This is a genomic window from Paenibacillus polymyxa, from assembly GCF_001719045.1.
Lineage (GTDB): Bacteria > Bacillota > Bacilli > Paenibacillales > Paenibacillaceae > Paenibacillus > Paenibacillus polymyxa_B.
Genome location: NZ_CP015423.1, coordinates 191,261 through 210,468 on the forward strand (window position 1 = coordinate 191,261; position 19,208 = coordinate 210,468).

Here is a 19,208-nt window from a genome sequence, read left to right on the forward strand (position 1 = left end):
GTCAATCGAAAAGCAGACCGGATCGGGTTACCGCCCGGTCTCTTTCAAGTTCAATTATTTAAAATCAGCTTTTTGTTCTTCCAAGTGCTTAGGCGTTGTTTCGAACATGCTATCGATCAGGCCAGGAATTGTCATTTTCTCTGTTTTCTCGGCTTTTTTGATCTCTTCGTTCACTTTTGCCTTAGCTTCTTCTTTTACGCGAGCTGTATCTTCTTCAGTCCAAAGGCCTTTTTTCTCAAGGTATTTCGCAAAGCGGGCAATTGGATCTTTCGCATTCCATTCGCCTTCTTCTTCTTTAGAACGATATTTTGTTGCATCATCAGAAAGGGAATGCGGACGGAAACGGTACGTTACGGCTTCAATCAAAGTAGCACCTTCACCATTACGTCCACGCTCTGCAGCTTCTTGAACGGCTTTAATAACTGCAAGCACGTCCATGCCATCAATTTTCACGCCTTTAATACCAGCAGCTACTGCTTTATGAGCAATCGAAAGAGCAGCCGTTTGTTTTGAAAATGGAGTCGTGATCGCGTAACCATTGTTTTGCACAAAGAAAATAACTGGCAACTTGTATACACCAGCATAGTTCAGGCCTTCGTAGAAATCACCTTCGGAAGAACCGCCGTCACCTGTATATGTAATGGCGACTTGTTTTTGCTTTTTCAGTTTGTAACCCATAGCAATACCCATAGCATGCAAAATTTGCGCGCCAATGATGATTTGCGGCATCAGTACATTAACACCGTCCGGCACTTGGCCGCCGTGTTGATGACCACGGGAATACAAGAAAGCTTGGTATAATGGCAGGCCATGCCAAACGATTTGCGGAATATCGCGGTAGCCTGGAGCAATAAAGTCTTCTTTTTGGAGCGCATATTCGCTACCAATCATGGTTGCTTCTTGTCCGGATACCGGAGCGTAGAAACCGAGACGTCCTTGACGACCTAAGTTAACGGCGCGGTCATCCCAAGTACGTGTAAATACCATTCGATACATAATTTCTTTCAATTGATCATCTGTAAGTTTAGGCAACATATCTTTATTGATAATTTCACCATCCGGAGAAAGTACGGACAGCGCCTCAACTTCCTCTGTGTAAACTTCATAAGGAACCTTGCTCATTTTCTTCACCTCAACAAAAAAATTTGAATATCAAGTTCCGCTGTTATAGGATTATTATACACCTGTTATATCGCTCGCGTCAAAGATTTAGTTATTTTTTTTGAGTTTACCACATTTTTGTGTGTGTAACAGGGTATGTTTTTTACTATAACAGCTTAGTACATGATTGAAATTTTAAACATCTATTGCAATCAGGGTAATCTTAACTTATTGTGATCCCGAATGCAAAATAATACCCAAGAAAGGTGACGAAAAATGACGGATTCTCGGTATTTAAAACGAACCATCCTTAAAGACGAAGTAAACAGCCGCTTTCTTAGCGAGACCAGAACTCTCCGGATATATTTGCCGCCCGGCTATAATGAAATATTGAGCTACCCGGTCGTATACTGTCAGGACGGAGAAGAATTTTTCAATTTTGGCCGCATTGCAACTCACGCCAACCGCCTCATTCTAGATGAGGGCGTCGAACCCTTCATTATTGTAGGTGTGGAAGTGAATACCAAAATCAGAACTCAGGAGTACGCTCCCTTTGGCAATCGTTTTGAGGCGTATACCACCTGTTTTGCAGAAGAGATTATTCCCTATGTGGAGCAAAAGTATCCTATAAGAAAAGATGCAGCGTCCCGCATTTTGGCGGGGGATTCACTGGGAGGCAGTGTGTCTCTGCATTTGGCTTTGATGTATCCTCAGCTGTTCAACCGCATTATCAGCCTCTCAGGTGCTTACTATGAAGCTTCGCAGGAAATCATCGCCCGTGAGAAAGATCTGTCTCATTTGCGGGTGTGGATGACGGTTGGCCTTCAGGAAGATGCATTTGAGAGTGATACTGGCATTTACAACTTTGTAGAACTTAACCGTCAATGTGCAGATTTGCTGCGCGAACGGAACGCTGAAGTTTCTTACCGTGAAAAGGATGGCAAACATTTGTGGGGCTTTTGGCAAAACGAGTTGCCTGACGCGCTAATGTATTTTTTGGATCGCGCCTGAGTAAAAATTCTTCTATAGGGAATGGAGCATTGACCTACTAGGTCATAAAGCTCCTTCCTCATTTTTCAATGCAATTTGGTTGCGCTTTCAAAAAAGTATAACGAAAAACGGCAATTATTGCCGTCATCTGTCGTTCACATTATAGCTTTTCTTCTACGATCTTGTCCAGCAAGGCGTCGCAGCCTGCGTCCATTAATCGATAGGTCTCTTCAAAATTCCCTGTAAAATATGGATCGGGTACTTCTCTTAATTTTTCTTGAGGAAGCAAATCCATAAATTTTAGAATATCAGCCTCCGCTCCACCTGCAATCTTTCGCATGTTTCGTTCATTAGAGTCATCCATGCACACAATATAATCAAACGCATCAAAATCACGGCCCGTTATTTGCCGCGCCTGTATGCCTTGTTCGCTGATTCCATGCAGTTTAAGTTGCTTTAATGTTCCCTCATGCGGGGGATTTCCGATGTGCCAGTCGCCTGTCCCGGCCGAGTCCACCCCGATTTCTTCGCCCAATCCCCGTTCCTGTGCTTTATGTCTCAGTATTGCCTCCCCCATCGGAGAGCGGCAAATATTGCCCAAACACACAAACAAAACGTTAATCATTTCGTTCTCCTTCCTATTACACGTTACACTTCCTTTTTTTCTGTTTCATTGTAGCCATGTCCTCCAAAATTGTGCAAGCCATATTTAACGCGGTATACTTAAAAACGATGGTATATATAGGATCGTATCAGGAAGAAAGGATGTTGATTATGACAAAAAAACGAGCGATTGTATTTTCAGGCGGTCGTCTTAATGAAGAAGATTTACATCAAATACAACCCGATGATTTTATTATAGGTGCAGATAAAGGTGCACTTTTCCTGATCGAGCACGGTATTACACCACATATCTCTGTAGGAGATTTTGATTCGATCACACCAGAGGAAAAAGAAAAGGTAGAATCAGCAAGCCAACGTATGATTGCGTGCGATCCAGTACTTAAAGACTTAACAGATACTGAGCTTGCTTTGGAAATCGCTATGGACGAACGGGCAGATCATGTACTGCTGCTTGGTGTGACTGGCACCCGGATGGACCACACATTGGCTAATGTTCAAATATTGGTACGTGCAATGCAGCATCATATTAGTTGCGCTATTATGGACGCACATAATTATATTGAGCTCACCGGATCAACGCTTGAGATCCAGCCTATGGGTTATACATATACATCGCTGCTTCCTATGACTGCCGAAGTAACAGGCATACAACTGGAAGGATTTATGTATCCGCTACATAATGCCACCCTCAAAATGGGACAATCACGTGCTGTCAGTAATAAGCTAACGGCTCCAAAAGGTACGATTTCCATCAAAAGTGGTCTACTACTCGTTATTCAAAGCAAGGATTAATTATGACATTGTTGTAACCATTGTTTAAATTGTTTTTTCACTCAAAACCCTTTATTCATAAGGGTTTTTCCGTTTGTAGAGATCTATGAATCGATATATTTTTAACAAATTGTAATTTTTAATCGTTTTTTAATAATCACTGTGTAAGTCTTGTCCCTCAAGCATTTGAGAGTTCTTTTCCAACTATTAGGCGGCTTCAAAACTGTTATACTCAACGCTGTCAGTTAGTTAGCAACTCAGCAAAATATTGCACAAATCAATTTCTGGAGGTATTTACAACATGAATATGCAGAAAATCATAAAAAAGGTAATTATCGCAGGAGTCGCAGCCACTATCGGCTTTGGTACTTTTGCAATTGAGGGAACAAATACGGCACAGGCTGCCACTACTACTTCTGTTGGCCAAAAAGTAATTAACTACGGTGAAAAATATATGGGCACTCCCTATAAGTTTGGAGCTTCCACAAGCACGACGCGCAATTTTGACTGTTCTTCTTTCATGAAGCACATATTCAAGAAATACGGAGTGAATTTGCCGCGTACTTCTGTTCAACAGTCCAAAGTTGGACATGCTGTATCCAAGTCCAATTTGAAAAAAGGGGACTTAGTGTTCTTTTCAAGCGGTAGCCGTGCCACGGGTCGCAACATTACCCACGTAGCAGTCTATATGGGCGGGGGTAAAATTCTACACACTTACGGCGGACCTGGCGTGACTATCTCCGATTTGAACTCTAGCAACTGGAAAAGAACATACATTAAAGCACGCCGCGTGCTGTAGTTTGAAACTTATTATGAAATATGCGAGCCGGGACGAAAAGTTCCGGCTTTTTTTATATGCCTTATGCTATTCTGATACGGTTGGTGTTCTGAGTGAATAGCCAATCCCTCGTTCCGTACGGATCATTTTAAACTTATATCCTTTATCTACTTTAACCCTCAAATGTCTGATATAGACGTCTACTACGTTCGTATCAACGATATAATCATGTTTCCAAACATCCTTCAGAATTTGCTGTCTGCTACAAACTTGGTTAAGATGTATCGCCAGATGAAGCAAAAGATCAAATTCTTTCGGAGTTAATTTCAGCTTTTGTTCCCCTCTGCTCACCATTCTGCTTGCATTGTCTATATGTAAATCACCCGCCTCGATTGCCCTTTTCACATCACGTTCAATACCAAAAATCCGCAATAAATTAGCCACTCTAGCCTGAAAAACTCTAGGATAAAAGGGCAGGACGATCACATCATGTGCTCCTTGTTCAAAGCAGGAAACAATATGGTCCTCCTCATCTGATGAAGTCATAACAAATAGCGGGACATGAGGATGGTATTGCTGCAATGTGCGAAGTAAGCCATGTGAATCCGTCGGTTCATCTTCTATATTGAGTAGTAACAAATCCACAGGATTATGGGCTACATAAGAGCTTGCATCTGTCGTATTGCAAACATGAACCACCTGATAACCTGCCTGCTCCAATGGATAAACAAATACGGGAGACGCTTCATTTACATTCACGAGTAGAATTAACGGGCTCATCTTTTCACCCACCTGGTTTGGACATAGCATTACATATTGGATACGAACAAGTTTGTGTTGTAAGCCATTAAGCATATCTATATTATTGTAACAAAAAAGCAGAAAATCATTCTTCAAAGAATGGTCTTCTGCTCTTATAGTTTAACCCAAATAGCGATGATACAGACTTCTTGCTTTTGCCACGTCCTTTGTCCCATGAATCAACGCTCTGCCATCTGCAAAAATAACCAAGCGATGCTCGCTTGTACTAAAGGAAACCAAAAACGGATTCCGCTCTACTTTTCCTTCTCCCAAAGAAGCAAATCTATCTGCTGTTTCTGCAAGATTCAGATGTGTCGGGTTTGCTGGTCTAATTTGAACGGTATCCCTACCGCACAAAACATCTGTCTTCTGCCGATGAGAGGCCGATAAATAGGGATATGTCGGTTGGCTGCCGCAAGAAGGACAGTTCTCCTTTTTAACGCTATCTACCGCTATTGCTACATACTCATTTTTCCACAAATCAAACGAAAGCAGCTTTCCTCTCAAATCTTCTGGATATCCACCAAGAAGTTTGAAAGCTTCCGTAGTTTGGTTAGCCGTGACCATCTGTACGGCCTGCGGAATAATCCCGGCGGTATCACAGGTTTCTCCACCAAACGGTACAGTTTCCAGCAGACAGTGAAGACAAGGCGTTTGACCCGGTAAGATGGTATAGGTTACACCATAGCTGCCCACACATCCCCCATAAATCCAAGGTATCCGATGCTTGAGTGCCATGTCGTTCATAAGAAGTCGGGTATCGAAATTATCAGTTGCATCCATCATGAGATCTACCCCCTGGATCAACTCTTCCAGCTCTTCCACCCCAACATCCAGTACATGTGCATGTATAACCGTTTCCGAATTAATATCCTTTAATCTTCGCTGAGCAGCTACTGCTTTGGGATATCTTTGCGCAGCATCACTTTCCTGAAAAAGCTGCTGGCGCTGCAAATTGCTCCATTCCACATAATCCCGGTCTACGAGGCTCACTGTACCTACGCCCCCGCGAACGAGCGTTTCCGCAATACCTGTACCTAACGCTCCGGCACCTATGATTAGTACGTGGGAAGAAGCAAGCCGGCGTTGTCCTGTCGGTCCAAAGGGCACGAATCTTTCCTGTCTGGAATAACGGTCACTTGGATGTGTTTCTCCTGCACCGGATTTGTCAGTTACCTTCATGCCTGAACCATACCTTCTGTCGGACTGCTTGCTGAAGCGTAACGTTTTACAGGAATCATCCCCGCCTCAAAACCATATCTTCCAGCACGAACAGCCAGTTTCATGGCCTCGGCCATTTTTACTGGGTCCTTCGCTCCTGATACGGCTGTGTTCAACAAAACAGCATCTGCCCCTAACTGCATCGCCATTGCCGCGTCACCGGGTGAGCGAATACCCGCATCGACAATAACCGGAACCTCCGCCTGTTCAATAATTAGCCCTAATGAAAACGGATTGAGCAAACCATGTCCTGTACCAATCGGTGAAGCTCCAGGCATAACGGCGTGTACTCCAAGCTCTTGTAGCCGCTTTGCTAGAATCACATCGTCCGATATGTAGGGCAGCACGATAAAGCCTTCTTCCAACAGCTTATCACTAGCTTTCAACGTTTCAAAAGGGTCAGGGAGCAGTGTCTTGCTATCCCCAATGACTTCCACCTTAATCATATCGCACAGGCCGGAGGCTTTTGCCAATTTGGCAATACGAATCGCCTCCACTGCTGTTGTAGCCCCTGCTGTGTTGGGAAGAAGTGTATACCGGCTCAAATCCAGCATATCGAGAAAATGCTGCTTATCCCGTTCCTCCAAGTTCAATCTCCGTACAGCAAACGTCAATATTTCCGTCTCAGCAGCCTCTACGGCTTGGGATTGGATATCCAGATCAGAGAATTTTCCTGTTCCCAACAACAACCTCGAGGTAAAAGATGCTTTTCCAATGGTTAACATAATCAACCGCCTCCCACAAAATGTACAATCTCTAGGCAATCTCCATCCTTCAGTACCGCTTCATCATGATCTTCACGGCTCAGTATATGCCGGTTCAGCTCCACCACTACGGTTTTCACCTTTACATCAAGCTCATGTAGCAATTGATTCACATGAGTGATTCGATTAGAAAAGGTCATGCTCTGGCCGTTAATCGTCAGCTTCATAAGCTTTTCTCCTTGAGGAGCTCAGAAGAAAAACTACTTATCCCAAGTTCTGCTGCACCAGCTCCATTAAGCATAGCTGCCATCGCACGCCCGGTAGCATCACTCAGCAGGACACCGTTGCGATAATGCCCGACCGCAGCATATACGCCCTCGACCCCAGGAACAGTACCTATAAAAGGATGACCTGATGCAGCCTGCGGCCGTAAGCCCGCCCAAGCGCGTATAAAAGAAGCTTCACGGACGCGCGGCAGCCAGGCAGAGGCACGTGCCAGCAACCCCTCCAAGCCTCCTACGGTCACTTCTTCGTCATATTGATGCGGAAGGCTCGTTGCCCCAATCCAAAGCTCGTTATTCTGTTTAGGCACGAGGTAAATATCATCAGCATAAATGGTGTATTCTAATGGGTGATCATTCAAGGAGACCGCTACCGCTTCGCCCTTGACCGGATAAAGTGGATATTCAAACCCAACCTGCGCCAGTAATTTCATGCTATCCAAGCCTCCAGCAATAATGACCTGATCGCAGGAAAAAAAGCCACTATCTGTTCGGACACCGCAAACTCGACCATCCTGTATGACCAGTTGCTCTGCCCGTGTACCAGACGATACCGTTGCTCCCAGCACCGCAGCAGCACCTGCATAAGCACGACAAAGCTGGACAGGAGCCACTTGTGTCTCCTTTGAACGATATATTGCTCCGATCGCTTGTTCATCCAAACCTGGAATTCGTCGGGCCAATTCCCTCGCATCCCACCAGATAGGACAATCATCCTCTCGCGTTTTAGCAGCTTTCCAGCGTTTTTGGCCTTCAGTTTCCGTACGGAAAGGGGTCACAAATCCTTCTGTACGGAATTCCACCGAAATACCCGACAAACGCTCCAGATCACAGACAAGCTCAGGGAATGCATCTCGACTTCTGCGAGCAAATCGTGCCAGCTCAGAGTCGGTGAACTCTTCACTTTCCGCTGCCAGCATTCCAACCGCTGCTCCTGAGGCTCCCTCACCCGGGATCAATCGTTCCAGCATGATCGTACTTCTTCCCTCCTTGGCCACATGATAAGCAATGGAACTGCCGATGACACCTCCACCTATGACCAAGCATTCAGCATGTCCTATCGCTCTTGCCTCTGTGTGTATCTTTAGCATTTGTTCCGTGTCTCCTCTCCATAAACCATTCTGCTTTCAGCTTGCCTCTACTCTCGTTTTCTCGCTACAAGCTATGAACTACAAGATCTGCCATTCGCCTATATTCCATCGCAGCTGCAACGGGCGACTCAGCCTCCCATATACCAGACATCACCGCAATTCCGCTTGCTCCGGCCATATAAAGCTCCGGGATATGGTGCGGTTGTATGCCGCCCAGCGCGATCACCGGAATGTTCGACAGCCTGCAAATATGTTCAAGCTGAGCTAAACCCCGCGGTACAATACCAGGCTTACAATGGGTCTCATATACATGACCATAAAGTACATAGTCTGCTCCTGCCTGCTCGGCAGTCTGCGCTTCCTCCAAGGAATGCACAGACACTCCACAGCGTGTACTCTTTGAAAGTAGACTTTTCACATCCACAACAGGTAACCCATTAGCTGGTAGCTGGACGGTTCCAACCAAAGTAAGTAAAGCTACATCCACACGATCATTTACTACAATTTGTTGCAAAGGAACTTCCTGCTCCACCATGCTGCGAGTCAAAGAAAGCAATGCAGAGGCACCATTCTGTTTTAAACGTGCGTGTACATAATGAACATACGGACAAATCATAGCAGCCACTCGGGCGGCTTGTGCAAAAGTGCCCTTTTCCATCGAAATTGCGTGTAATTCGATTTTGTCTTCACCTCACATTGGATTAAAGGATCTAAGCTTAGCCAGCCACGTCTACCAGCAGTAATGAAAGGGGATTGTATGTGAATCCGTCTACGGAAGCTCGAACAACTTAAAATGAACGAAACGCAAAAAAACCACTTCCCCAAGGAAGTGGTTTAACGAACGTCCAATAATCGAACGGACCATGATATCCGTATACGTGTATCGTCCCACGCACAAACAAAATAAAGATGGTGTTGCCTTGTTTGTACGGCGCTCACTTCCCTACGCTGGCATAACCCAGATCAGGTGCAAAGGGTCCGAAATCCATTTATTCCGTCTCAGCCGCATGGGCGGCTCCCCTAGTGTGACTATTTTATTGTATAAGCTAAAGATAGCTTAGCATATTTTCCTAATTCTGCAAACCCCACTTCGTGTGAAATAGCAGAACTGGATTTAACTGATTTTAGTTAACTTTACTTGACCACTCTTCCACATTCCACGTTTTGGTTACCCAATCCTCGTAAAAGTCCGGTTCGTGAGATACAAGCAATACGGTCCCTTTGTATTCCTTTAAGGCACGTTTCAGCTCATCCTTTGCTTTAACATCCAAGTGGTTGGTAGGCTCATCGAACAATACCCAGTTGCTTTCACGCATTAACAGTTTGCAAAGACGGACTTTAGCCTGTTCTCCACCACTAAGCGCAGATAGCGGACGTGTGATATGCTCATTTTTCAAACCGCAGCGCGCCAAATGCGCTCGTACTTCATGCTGGTTCAAATGCGGAAATTCATTCCACACATCGTCAATCGGTGTAATTTTCTCCGCCTTTACTTCCTGCTCAAAATAAGCGGGCTGCAAAAAATCACCTTGATAGGTTTTTCCACTGATTGGCGGAATTTTTCCCAATATGGTTTTGAGCAATGTCGATTTACCGACACCGTTGTAGCCAACAATTGCAATTTTTTCGCCACGTTCAATCGTCATGGACATTTTAGGCAAAAGGGCATGTGTATAACCAATCTCAAAATCAATACCCTCAAATACCGTCTTTCCGCTTGCACGTGCCTCTTTGAATTGAAAGGTTGGTTTTGCGGCTTCTTCAGGCTTATCAATACGTTCGATCCGATCAAGCTGCTTTTCACGGCTCTTTGCTCGGCCTGAGGTAGAAGCACGCGCTTTATTACGCTGAATAAAATCTTCCTGTTTCTTAATAAAGTCCTGTTGCTTCTCATAAGCATCAATATGCTGAGCTTTGTTCAGATCCGCCATTTCAAGAAACTTTTCATAGTTAGCTGAATAACGGGTCATCTTGGCAAATTCAAGATGGTAAATAACATTAACGACCTGGTTCATAAACTCAGTATCATGTGAAATAAGGATAAAAGCATAGGGATAATCCTTCAAATAGCGCGTAAGCCATTCAATATGCTCTACATCCAAGTAGTTGGTAGGCTCATCCAGCAGCAGGACATTCGGCTTTTCCAACAGCAATTTAGCAAGAAGCACCTTTGTCCGTTGCCCGCCGCTAAGTGCAGATACATCCCGATCCAGTCCTATGGCCGACAGACCTAGTCCATTCGCCATTTCTTCAACCTTCACATCAATGAGGTAAAAATCCCCCATATCCAGTTGCTCCTGAATTTCACCCATCTGTTCCAGCAACACTTCCAACTCTTCAGGAGAAGCATCCCCCATTTTGTCAGTAATCTGCATCATTTCCTTTTCCAATTCCAACAAAGGAAGAAAAGCGTCTTTTAATACATCACGTACCGTTTTGCCCGGTGTCAGCTTGGTGTGCTGATCCAGATAACCGTAACGTACACGTGGAGTCCATTCTACTTTACCCTCATCCTTAAGCAATTTTCCAGTGAGAATGTTCATGAGTGTCGATTTACCAACACCGTTAGCTCCTACCAAACCTACACGTTCCCCCGCAAGCAATCGAAAGGAAACATTTTTAAATAATGCGCGGTCCCCAAAGTTGTGGGATACATTTTCTACAGTCAATAAACTCATAAGCTGTTTTTGGCTCCTTATTGTCATCGGCGCTGCCGACTGTTCTTATTTCATATGCATTTCGTTTCTTTCAAAGCCTTATTGTAGCACATTCTACAACCATATCGGAATATTGAAAACAGTGAATTTTAAGGTTTTTTGGTATGGATCTGCCTAAAAAAACAAAAACCACCCATGAGGGTGATTATTTTAAGCCATTATAACAATTGTACTCAAAGTATCCCGCAGCTGCTGCAGATTTTTCATCCGTAAAACGTTCACTCGCTTTAAAGGGAGCTGGACATGAATCTCTATAAAAATATTTCATTCTAGTTTCTGGTTCTATGCCACCGATAATGTCTTGCTTTCTGACGACTCTCCCACCACCAAATCCATAGTTATTGTAATACCTGTCTCCGACCGGAATGCCTTGGATAAACGCGATCAGACCCACATCATCTATCGTGTTGTACCACTCCTCTTGCGGAATGATCGGTAGTGTGAATGTATAGGATATGCCGTTACGTGCAGCTTTTTCGTTATGGACATTAATCATTCGCGCCAGGTCCTCTTGAACGCTGCCAACAATAGTGGAACGACGTATTTGCTCAAAAGCTTCTGAATTATTCAGTAAAGATATAGGAGTCTGATCCTGAAGTTCCTTTTGAAAGCCCTCCACCCACCTGTGATTCCGCGCATCGTATGCGTGCACATAATTATCCAAGCTGAACCCCACACTGTTGCCTACTGAATCAACATAGGCATATGGCTTTTTTTCGCTCCATTTGTGGGCAATAGCAGCTTGTCCACGCTCGTCTGTATAGGCTTCTGAAGTGAACGCATAATAACCGTCATAATCCAGAATTACAATGGCTGGTATATAATCCAATAATGCACGTTGTGCTACTATATCCTCATCAATGCCTACATTAAGAAAAAGGGTATGCAGGAACGTGTTCAGCGCTGCTTCTTTATCTACACGAAAAAACTTATCCGATCCGTATCCGGCCTCGCGTTCCTGACGTTCATTCTGTGAGAGCACGACCCCTGCATCCTGAACTGCGGTACGGAGAGCCGACGTATATTTCATTTCTAGCTGCTGCACTTCACGCTGATTCTGCACCCGTAAGTCACTAACTACACCAAAGGGCAAAAACAAAAGTATAAATATGACTGCAAAATCAGTAATCTTCATTCAGAACCATGCCCCCGTAAGAAGCTGTAACTGCCGGCTTGCCGCTATCTGCCCCACCGAGAAGCCATGAATTGTACAAGTTCGCAGGAGTCCGATTCGTATTATGTAACCGGACCGTAAAATAATCCCCGGCCATCAAGGTATACCGACGTGTCTGATCTGATTTTGGCTGCTGATTGTGAGGAAACAGTACAGCCAAGATTTGCGGATTATAGTACCCATCATATACAGTTTCATAGTTGCCCAGAAAACTGTCTGGCTTCGCGGCATCTGCATAGTCCGGTACATACTTTTTGTGCATATGCTCCAAGTCAACTTCGTACGTATTGCCTGTCAATTCCAGATCACGCATAAAATCGTTATACATCGTCGGTGTAATGTAACCTTTGGTTCTTACCATATCAACAAAACGTACAGTTGAATGATATGTATTTAACCCGGATATATCATCCTGCCGGTCAGCAGCTTGAACTGCGGGTACGATGTACAAAAGCAATACAGCGAGCAGCGTCCCCAACAACTTGGATATTGTTTGAACCACTTCAGTCTTCCCCCAATTTCTCAAAACGTACAGATGTTATGTCCCCATTCCCATTACGCTGTGGATACATGGAATATAAAGAGGAAGTATCCAGGGCAGATACATCAGGCTCAAATGGTTCAGAATACACATCGTACTCTGTCCCGTCGACTTGAACCGAAATCCCCTCCTGTAAGTTCATGCGAATTGCCTGTATGACCTGTGTTCCTTTAATCCGTTCCGGCAATCCCACCCCAGCAGTACGGGCTATTCGCCCTTCAGAATGCTCCTCTTGCTGTGATCTTAATTCCAGTGCACCATCCAGCTGGCTGGACAAGTCTGCTGCCGTTACACATGCGGTTATGAACAGAATAACTGACACACCAAGCCTCAGCATACTTGAAGCGTGATCAGACATACTCCATCCCCCTTATGATTATTATCTTTGCTGTAGTGCTTAGGACTGGGTAAACAACAACCCACGGACAACGTTCGATTTGTCCTTTACGATTTCAGCCTTGAATTTGCCACTTGGATTTACGTATTCATTCTCTTTCTCATTAAGCGTATTCGTGATTTTCCCAGTCTTATCACTGCCACCATTCACTGCACCATACTGTTCACTGTCTGGGCTAATGTTCAGAGCATTACCGTACCACTGGCCTGCCATATTTTTACCGGTTTTAATCTGAATGCCGAATTGGTCCTTCCCCTGAAACTTCCGTAGCGCGTTGGTCACCTGGGAACCACTAATCGTTGTGCCGTCATATACCGTAAAAGAGGCTTGAGACAATTCGGTCTGGATATCAGCAAAATTGTTTTGTGCCGTTTTAGTCGCCTCCTGGGCTGAAATAAACAGTATAACTACAATCGTAATTAGAGCGATGGTCAAAAATATCCCAGCGGCTACCTTTAAAGCTGTTGATGCGTTATTCATATTTTTCTCTCCTCAGCTTGTTATTTTGTATTAGTCATATTAGAACTTTCTTACTGAATTTTTTGTATTTGCTCATAATAGTTATCCATTTGAACAAAACTCATGCCGATCAACGGAATCACCAAATATAAAAAGATAAGACCATACATCGGGGCAAAACCAATCATCCTTCCCCAGATAGCCTTGCTGTCTATTATTTTTTCATACTCCTGTCTTCTTTGTTCGAAATAGTAGGACATATGGGATTCCAAATCATCAAAGGCCTCACGAATCGTAATTTTACCCAAAGATAAATGGAGCTTGTCCACTAGACGCTGAAACTCCGGCAAAGGTGCCTCTTCTTTTAACAAGTCAAGAGCTGCCTCTGGCCCATGTTCATAATGAAGCAAACATTTTTGCAGAGGTCTTTTGAATATAACTGAAAATCTGTTCAGCCACTCCAATATTTCTTCGACAGACATTCGTTCCATAACCCGCAAAATGGAAATAACTGTTTGAAATTGATACACCTCGTGCCTCATATCCAACCGACGCATTTTTCGTTGCAAATATAATAAAAGCATAGGCATTTGATAGGCTACATACCCAACAATCAAACTAATCAGCACTTCCCACCACTTGATGTATTCATCATTCCAATCTTTCAGCTTTTGGAGAATACGCCGAGTATTTGTGGATAGCTGTTCAGGAGTAACAGTTCCATTGGCATTATGTTCTAAAGCAGCGTACGTTCGTTCGTATGTGCTGTCCGCTCTCATGTTCAGCAAATGCATGATTTTGCGATCAATCCCACTCTGCTTCAAAGCTTCTTTTTGCTCCATCGGACTTAAATGTCCAAACATTTGACCCGATTGTACCGGGGCGTGAAGGATATGCGTTTTCTCAGCTTCATGTAAAAAAAATATCGTACTAATACTGAGAACCAAACCTACGATAAAAAGAGCTATTCTGCGTATGTAGAGCCACTCCAGCTTTATCTCCGCACCACTTTCTTTTAATAGACGGGTTATCTGGAAATAAGAAGATATATGCTGACGCGGAATTAAAGAATCCACCACATTACGGATGATGGGAAAACGGTATAGCTTCTGTTCCCAAACCCTCCGTCCTCTACCCGCACGATATCCTGTTTCATCGGTCTGTTGAAGCTTCTGTAACAGAAAATAAGATACGATTATCACAATATAAACGGACAATTTCGTGATATAACCCAATTTTCCCTGATAAAACTCATCCATGGATGGAAAGCTGGATCTCGCCCATGTCTCGATTGGGGTGGTAAAGAAAACAGGTGCCAGTGCGATCACGTTTAGACTTTTTAATAGATAGTCCAGTTTATTTCTTCGCAGCAACTCCAACTGGATTTCGCGTGCGAGACTGCCGAGCCCCTTCAAATAAATGGAGCCCCCCTCCTCAATCCGATCACCAAACTCCATTACCATATACGAGATACCGGCAAATGCTTTTAAAAATCGATTAGGAGCCGACTCATAGTATCTTTCCAATGCTTCGTGCGGATCAACATCTGTTAGCGCCTCATGGATGAGTCGTGCGTGTCTCCCAGCCTCTGCCTCCGCCAAATCGGCCGCTTCGGATATGGCTTCCTCCACCATACCGTGCTGATGGTAATAATGACGTACATTGGCGAATAATTCGATCATCTGTGCAAGTAGCCTTTTTTCCATCCGGCTAATGGCCATATCCAAAATAAGACTGTTGATTACCACTCCGCATAAAACGGCCAATATAGCAAACTCTATTCCTGGCTTCATCATGACCAGTACAACGCCACTGCAAGCAAAAGCCCCCCAGATGAACAGTGTCATCTTCATAGTCTGTAGGCGAAGCTTGTACTCATCGTAGGCATGCTGACCAGCTAGTCGCTTACGTACACTCGTGATGTAGCCAGATAAGAAAGGGACCTTCATACATAGCGTGTACAACTTATGCAGTAAGGCTTGCAGCTCACGTTGCAGTACCGCTTTTCCCTTACGTCCTTCCTGCACAGAATAAATTCGTCCTCTGCGAACTGCATGACTACTACGCTTATGCAACCCCCACAAAACTATATATAGAAGCGCAAAGCTCCCACCTGATATAAGTAAAATCCATAATGAAATTTCTTTAAGACTCATAGTCTTCCTCCCAATAGCGGGTCAAAAAACTGCGGAAATCTCTGGCATCCTTTACATTCATCTGCTCACACATTTCTTTTGCACTTTTGGCTGTTAAGGGCTCCATCGGTATATAGCTTCCGTTCCGATATTCCATAACGTGGCGATAACTGTAGCTCAATGAAGCATTGGAGCCTGCATCCGTATGATCCGGGTCACACGGCACACATTCTGTGATCCGTTCGATGTAGCGTCGCCCCTCCGCATCACGTTTGAGATGCACATCAAAGTTAATGACATGAACTACCTGTTCCTCAGCGATGCCTTCATGCTGAAATACTCCTGTTTTGAGCAATGAATTACGAAGTGAAAACACGAGATCACGAAATGTTTTGGCATGATGAGTAAAAATGGTGAACAGACTGGCAACCTGCGACATTTGAATCATCCAAGCAGCTACTTCATCACTTGCTACTTCGCCTAGGATATTGACGGTTCCATCTGTTTTTTTCTGCAAGTCAAGCCCTTGTTTGTCCTGAAATATGGTCCGTTTCTCGAAAGGTAAGAATGTTACGGCGACTGTAAATGCTGCGCAGATGCAGTTCAAAGGCCATTTCCTGAACACGAAGCGTATACGAAGCATAAATATGCTTGACCATCGCCATTAACAACGTCGTCTTACCTGAACCCTGCGCGCCTGTAATAGCAGTAATCCGGCTGCCTTTCATTAAATAAGAAAGTAGTTGGATTGGAAAATCAGCATTCTGTCCCTTAATTAACTGTTCCAGCGATGCGCTTTGAATATCGAATTTACGAACAAAGAAAGCCCACGATTCTGAGAAAGGAGGGCGCACCACCACTACCCGTGACCCATCCTTCATTTCGTTGACCTTATAACCATTCGCTTCGGAAAGCTGGCCCGGGTAATTGTATTTGTAAATATTTTGGCACACCCTTTTAAGTTCACGCTCAGATCCGAAGGAAAGGAACGAAAGATGGATCGTTTTACCTTTATAAAAAATCCACACGCTCTCATAACCATTGGCAGTAGACGCAGATGTTTGTTCAAATGCATACCCATCCGAAGGCCAGTCTGATGATGCAGGAATCCCACCTTCCGGCATACCACTGACACCCCCACTTACACCGTCGATCCGCTGGTCACGAATATCATCAATGACGGAAAAGCCTTTGTAATGCTGATAAATGCGTTGGACAATAATATCCACTTTCTCCAAAAAGGAAAGAGGGCGGTACTCACAGTCATAGATATAACGAATATCCTCTGCGGTAACGAGATAACTTCCATCTTCTTCACCTTGCTGTGAATACCTCATTTCGGCCAAGTCATAAGTATCCAATAAACGTGATAGTGCATCAGCGCCAAACTTCTGCTGGTATTGGTAAAATATAATTTCGAATTGATCCTGTATGCTAAACAACTCAGGTCTGGAGAATGGCATAACAGTATCGACGATTTTCTCGTTCAAGCCGTAACCGTTAATCAGAAGCTCAGCCATCAGATTTTTAACAAAACGTTTATCTCCAATGCTGCCATTGGCACAGTCCTTTAACGCCCTGCGTAGTTCCGCCCTTTGATGGATACGCCGTCTATATTCCTCTTCATGCAATCCGGCATCCGCCATCTGGCTATGACTCAGTTCATGAAGTGCATTTTTGATATACTCTATTAATGTTTCGAATGTGGCATCTTCGTTCTTTTTTTCTACCCGAAGGGTTGAATGTCGCGAGTGAAGATTCCCTCGATATTTAACAATAATCAGTACGATGCACATCAGTACTATGCAGGTAAGAATCAATCCGTTGATCATTTGAGCGGACAGCATTTAAGCGCCCCTCTCCAAAGCCTTGAGTCGAAGATCGGACTCTGCCGCCTCCAGAATAGCTTTGCTGATATGTCGTATACTCTGCGCCCATCCTACGGGCATAAAAAGCTTGCGATGCTGCTCTTTTCCACTTCGTACCTCACGTTGCACATGGCCGATCACATCCCTGCGGTTCCATGCGTCCATAAATCCGGTGCTATAAGGGACTGTATACAAAGCACCTTTGTAGCCATATCTCCTGCGAATATTCGTTTCATTCACTTGAGAATGCACATCATATTTCCCAAGTACTATTAATAAGGGCAATGATGAGTAGGTAGATAACGGAGACACGGATTCAAAATAAGCATCTAATTCTCGCATATTCTGAGTGAGTGAAAGAACGGCCAGTTTGGCTCGTGCACATGCTTCATGCTGTACAGCCCCCCACCCTGCTCCACTTCCTGCATCAATCAGCGTTAAATCATAATATTGATTCGCTGTATCTATTACTGCCCGTACAAGCCCTGGAGATAGTAACGGCGGTGCAGCTCCAAAGGTGGAGGTTCCCTCAAGTACATCCAAAGTATGTTCGAGTACAGGTGTCGTATAATTACGAATATTTTCTTTAGACAGTGCCCCTCGCAGAACTAAACGTGCGGCAGCATCCCAGCCCCCTTCCTGAAGCTGTAGGGTTGGATCGTCCATACCATACTCTTGTATAGGTAATCCTGATTCAATACCGGTATATCTACGACCTAAATGTGTCAATAATAGTCTTCCTCTATATAGATTCCCTAAGGTAATTGCTATTGCTGCCGCCAAAGAGCTACTTCCACTAGCCCCCTTAATGGGGCTCCAAAACAAAATGGTACTCATGCCCTACTCCTTTCCGCACGCTTTAGCGCACGACGACTCACTTTTAATTCCCAACTCATCCATTCCCCAATACAACGGCATAATTCTTTCTTATACATTCTGGATAGCGGTTTTAGTAGTAGCTGTTTTTTATGCTCATTTTCCAGTTTCAGAGCAAGCAGCCCCTCATCCCATGGCAGAACATATGGCTCTTGCTGCCAAGAAGCCGGGAAATGGTTCATGTATTCCCACAGATACGGCTCCTCCACACCACAATCCACAGCCTGTAAAAATAGCTTGTGAAATACAAGATCTTTGGGGAATTCGGGTTGACTGAATAAATGCTCAAGCCAATTCTGTCCGTTGTGCATTAGCATACGGCTATAATCACTGACCCAAACTCGCAGTTCTGCCCCTTTCCAAACAGAAATTGGACAAAAATCAGGTAACTCTACATCCAAAATAACAATGTCATAAGCCTGCTCCGCCTTTTGATCAGTCATCATAACGGTATGCAGGTCTTCCCATGCTGTAAATCCAATTGCTACATCAAAACCACTAAACTGCGTAATGGGAAGTGGTTTGTCGAGCATCCCTATGCTATACCGATACTGTCCCCGCAGCGTAGCATCCACAAGCAGTACCTGTTGGCCGGAAGCTGCTAATATGCTGCTGATATATAACAAGGTATCGCTTTTGTCACAAAGCCCGGCAAATATCCATGTTTTCATACTTCCGT

The 19,208-nt window shown here is 44.3% G+C and carries 19 protein-coding genes, 1 pseudogene and 1 riboswitch; of the genes and pseudogenes, 3 read left to right on the plus strand and 17 right to left on the minus strand.

Annotation, left to right across the window (positions count from 1 at the left end; translation table 11 throughout):
- Window positions 1–54: 54 nt before the first annotated feature.
- Window positions 55–1,122: a pyruvate dehydrogenase (acetyl-transferring) E1 component subunit alpha gene (gene pdhA / locus AOU00_RS00830; RefSeq protein WP_013310511.1), complete on the minus strand. Its 1,068-nt coding sequence runs from the start codon at window positions 1,120–1,122 to the stop codon at window positions 55–57.
- A gap of 255 nt (window positions 1,123–1,377) precedes the next feature.
- On the opposite strand from pdhA, the gene AOU00_RS00835 reads away from it, so the two are divergent.
- Complete coding sequence (locus AOU00_RS00835; protein WP_061831494.1) at window positions 1,378–2,112, plus strand: alpha/beta hydrolase; 735 nt, start codon at window positions 1,378–1,380, stop codon at window positions 2,110–2,112.
- Between the two features lie 139 nt (window positions 2,113–2,251).
- Here the strand turns inward: AOU00_RS00835 and AOU00_RS00840 are convergent, their stop codons facing one another.
- Window positions 2,252–2,716, minus strand: a complete 465-nt coding sequence (locus AOU00_RS00840) for a low molecular weight protein-tyrosine-phosphatase (RefSeq protein ID WP_061831495.1) — start codon at window positions 2,714–2,716, stop codon at window positions 2,252–2,254.
- A 149-nt stretch (window positions 2,717–2,865) separates the two neighbouring features.
- On the opposite strand from AOU00_RS00840, the gene AOU00_RS00845 reads away from it, so the two are divergent.
- Window positions 2,866–3,507 (plus strand): thiamine diphosphokinase, encoded by a 642-nt coding sequence (locus tag AOU00_RS00845; protein ID WP_061831527.1) that lies wholly within the window; start codon window positions 2,866–2,868, stop codon window positions 3,505–3,507.
- Window positions 3,508–3,787: 280 nt separating this feature from the next.
- On the plus strand, window positions 3,788–4,285 hold the full coding sequence (locus AOU00_RS00850; RefSeq protein ID WP_025724146.1) for a C40 family peptidase: 498 nt from the start codon (window positions 3,788–3,790) through the stop codon (window positions 4,283–4,285).
- Window positions 4,286–4,351: 66 nt separating this feature from the next.
- Here AOU00_RS00850 and AOU00_RS00855 read toward each other — a convergent pair whose 3' ends face one another.
- The 15 genes and pseudogenes from AOU00_RS00855 to AOU00_RS00925 form a co-directional block, all read right to left on the minus strand.
- The gene (locus AOU00_RS00855) at window positions 4,352–5,044 is read right to left on the minus strand and encodes a response regulator transcription factor (RefSeq protein WP_069289672.1); all 693 of its coding nucleotides are present in this window, start codon (window positions 5,042–5,044) and stop codon (window positions 4,352–4,354) included.
- 141 nt (window positions 5,045–5,185) lie between these two features.
- Entirely contained in the window at window positions 5,186–6,247 is a 1,062-nt protein-coding gene (locus AOU00_RS00860; protein WP_061831497.1) for a ThiF family adenylyltransferase, read from the minus strand.
- Window positions 6,244–7,011 carry a thiazole synthase gene (locus AOU00_RS00865; protein ID WP_061831498.1) on the minus strand — a complete coding sequence of 256 codons (768 nt, stop codon included), beginning with the start codon at window positions 7,009–7,011 and terminating at the stop codon, window positions 6,244–6,246. Before AOU00_RS00865 ends, AOU00_RS00860 begins: the two co-directional genes overlap by 4 nt.
- Before the next feature lie 2 nt (window positions 7,012–7,013).
- Window positions 7,014–7,217 (minus strand): sulfur carrier protein ThiS, encoded by a 204-nt coding sequence (gene thiS / locus AOU00_RS00870; RefSeq protein WP_061831499.1) that lies wholly within the window; start codon window positions 7,215–7,217, stop codon window positions 7,014–7,016.
- The gene (thiO, locus tag AOU00_RS00875) at window positions 7,214–8,362 is read right to left on the minus strand and encodes a glycine oxidase ThiO (RefSeq protein ID WP_061831500.1); all 1,149 of its coding nucleotides are present in this window, start codon (window positions 8,360–8,362) and stop codon (window positions 7,214–7,216) included. Before thiO ends, thiS begins: the two co-directional genes overlap by 4 nt.
- A gap of 64 nt (window positions 8,363–8,426) precedes the next feature.
- The gene (locus AOU00_RS00880; protein ID WP_061831501.1) at window positions 8,427–9,020 is read right to left on the minus strand and encodes a thiamine phosphate synthase; all 594 of its coding nucleotides are present in this window, start codon (window positions 9,018–9,020) and stop codon (window positions 8,427–8,429) included.
- A gap of 265 nt (window positions 9,021–9,285) precedes the next feature.
- A riboswitch (TPP riboswitch) is annotated at window positions 9,286–9,394 on the minus strand.
- 92 nt (window positions 9,395–9,486) lie between these two features.
- Window positions 9,487–11,040: an ABC-F family ATP-binding cassette domain-containing protein gene (locus tag AOU00_RS00885; RefSeq protein ID WP_023988981.1), complete on the minus strand. Its 1,554-nt coding sequence runs from the start codon at window positions 11,038–11,040 to the stop codon at window positions 9,487–9,489.
- A gap of 184 nt (window positions 11,041–11,224) precedes the next feature.
- Window positions 11,225–12,214 carry a hypothetical protein gene (locus AOU00_RS00890; protein WP_061831502.1) on the minus strand — a complete coding sequence of 330 codons (990 nt, stop codon included), beginning with the start codon at window positions 12,212–12,214 and terminating at the stop codon, window positions 11,225–11,227.
- A complete protein-coding gene (locus AOU00_RS00895; RefSeq protein WP_061831503.1) occupies window positions 12,201–12,755 on the minus strand; it encodes a hypothetical protein in 555 nt (184 codons plus the stop codon). The genes AOU00_RS00890 and AOU00_RS00895 overlap by 14 nt, the downstream gene beginning before the upstream one ends.
- Window position 12,756: 1 nt before the next feature.
- Window positions 12,757–13,152, minus strand: coding sequence for a hypothetical protein (locus tag AOU00_RS00900; protein ID WP_061831504.1), 396 nt, complete (start codon window positions 13,150–13,152; stop codon window positions 12,757–12,759).
- A 39-nt stretch (window positions 13,153–13,191) separates the two neighbouring features.
- Window positions 13,192–13,671, minus strand: a complete 480-nt coding sequence (locus AOU00_RS00905; RefSeq protein ID WP_023988985.1) for a hypothetical protein — start codon at window positions 13,669–13,671, stop codon at window positions 13,192–13,194.
- 50 nt (window positions 13,672–13,721) lie between these two features.
- On the minus strand, window positions 13,722–15,806 hold the full coding sequence (locus tag AOU00_RS00910) for a hypothetical protein (protein WP_061831505.1): 2,085 nt from the start codon (window positions 15,804–15,806) through the stop codon (window positions 13,722–13,724).
- A pseudogene (locus AOU00_RS00915) lies at window positions 15,796–17,632 on the minus strand (ATPase, T2SS/T4P/T4SS family). Before AOU00_RS00915 ends, AOU00_RS00910 begins: the two are co-directional and overlap by 11 nt.
- Window positions 17,633–18,490: a hypothetical protein gene (locus AOU00_RS00920; protein ID WP_061831507.1), complete on the minus strand. Its 858-nt coding sequence runs from the start codon at window positions 18,488–18,490 to the stop codon at window positions 17,633–17,635.
- Window positions 18,487–19,200 carry a hypothetical protein gene (locus AOU00_RS00925; RefSeq protein WP_061831508.1) on the minus strand — a complete coding sequence of 238 codons (714 nt, stop codon included), beginning with the start codon at window positions 19,198–19,200 and terminating at the stop codon, window positions 18,487–18,489. Before AOU00_RS00925 ends, AOU00_RS00920 begins: the two co-directional genes overlap by 4 nt.
- Window positions 19,201–19,208: the final 8 nt, after the last annotated feature.

Bases quoted from the DNA above. Each gene is read 5' to 3' on its own strand.
- pdhA (WP_013310511.1), bottom strand. From the start codon at position 1,122: ATGAGCAAGGTTCCTTATGAAGTTTACACAGAGGAAGTTGAGGCGCTG.
- AOU00_RS00835 (WP_061831494.1), top strand. From the start codon at position 1,378: ATGACGGATTCTCGGTATTTAAAACGAACCATCCTTAAAGACGAAGTA.
- AOU00_RS00840 (WP_061831495.1), bottom strand. From the start codon at position 2,716: ATGATTAACGTTTTGTTTGTGTGTTTGGGCAATATTTGCCGCTCTCCG.
- AOU00_RS00845 (WP_061831527.1), top strand. From the start codon at position 2,866: ATGACAAAAAAACGAGCGATTGTATTTTCAGGCGGTCGTCTTAATGAA.
- AOU00_RS00850 (WP_025724146.1), top strand. From the start codon at position 3,788: ATGAATATGCAGAAAATCATAAAAAAGGTAATTATCGCAGGAGTCGCA.
- AOU00_RS00855 (WP_069289672.1), bottom strand. From the start codon at position 5,044: ATGAGCCCGTTAATTCTACTCGTGAATGTAAATGAAGCGTCTCCCGTA.
- AOU00_RS00860 (WP_061831497.1), bottom strand. From the start codon at position 6,247: ATGAAGGTAACTGACAAATCCGGTGCAGGAGAAACACATCCAAGTGAC.
- AOU00_RS00865 (WP_061831498.1), bottom strand. From the start codon at position 7,011: ATGTTAACCATTGGAAAAGCATCTTTTACCTCGAGGTTGTTGTTGGGA.
- thiS (WP_061831499.1), bottom strand. From the start codon at position 7,217: ATGAAGCTGACGATTAACGGCCAGAGCATGACCTTTTCTAATCGAATC.
- thiO (WP_061831500.1), bottom strand. From the start codon at position 8,362: ATGCTAAAGATACACACAGAGGCAAGAGCGATAGGACATGCTGAATGC.
- AOU00_RS00880 (WP_061831501.1), bottom strand. From the start codon at position 9,020: ATGGAAAAGGGCACTTTTGCACAAGCCGCCCGAGTGGCTGCTATGATT.
- AOU00_RS00885 (WP_023988981.1), bottom strand. From the start codon at position 11,040: ATGAGTTTATTGACTGTAGAAAATGTATCCCACAACTTTGGGGACCGC.
- AOU00_RS00890 (WP_061831502.1), bottom strand. From the start codon at position 12,214: ATGAAGATTACTGATTTTGCAGTCATATTTATACTTTTGTTTTTGCCC.
- AOU00_RS00900 (WP_061831504.1), bottom strand. From the start codon at position 13,152: ATGTCTGATCACGCTTCAAGTATGCTGAGGCTTGGTGTGTCAGTTATT.
- AOU00_RS00905 (WP_023988985.1), bottom strand. From the start codon at position 13,671: ATGAATAACGCATCAACAGCTTTAAAGGTAGCCGCTGGGATATTTTTG.
- AOU00_RS00910 (WP_061831505.1), bottom strand. From the start codon at position 15,806: ATGAGTCTTAAAGAAATTTCATTATGGATTTTACTTATATCAGGTGGG.
- AOU00_RS00920 (WP_061831507.1), bottom strand. From the start codon at position 18,490: ATGAGTACCATTTTGTTTTGGAGCCCCATTAAGGGGGCTAGTGGAAGT.
- AOU00_RS00925 (WP_061831508.1), bottom strand. From the start codon at position 19,200: ATGAAAACATGGATATTTGCCGGGCTTTGTGACAAAAGCGATACCTTG.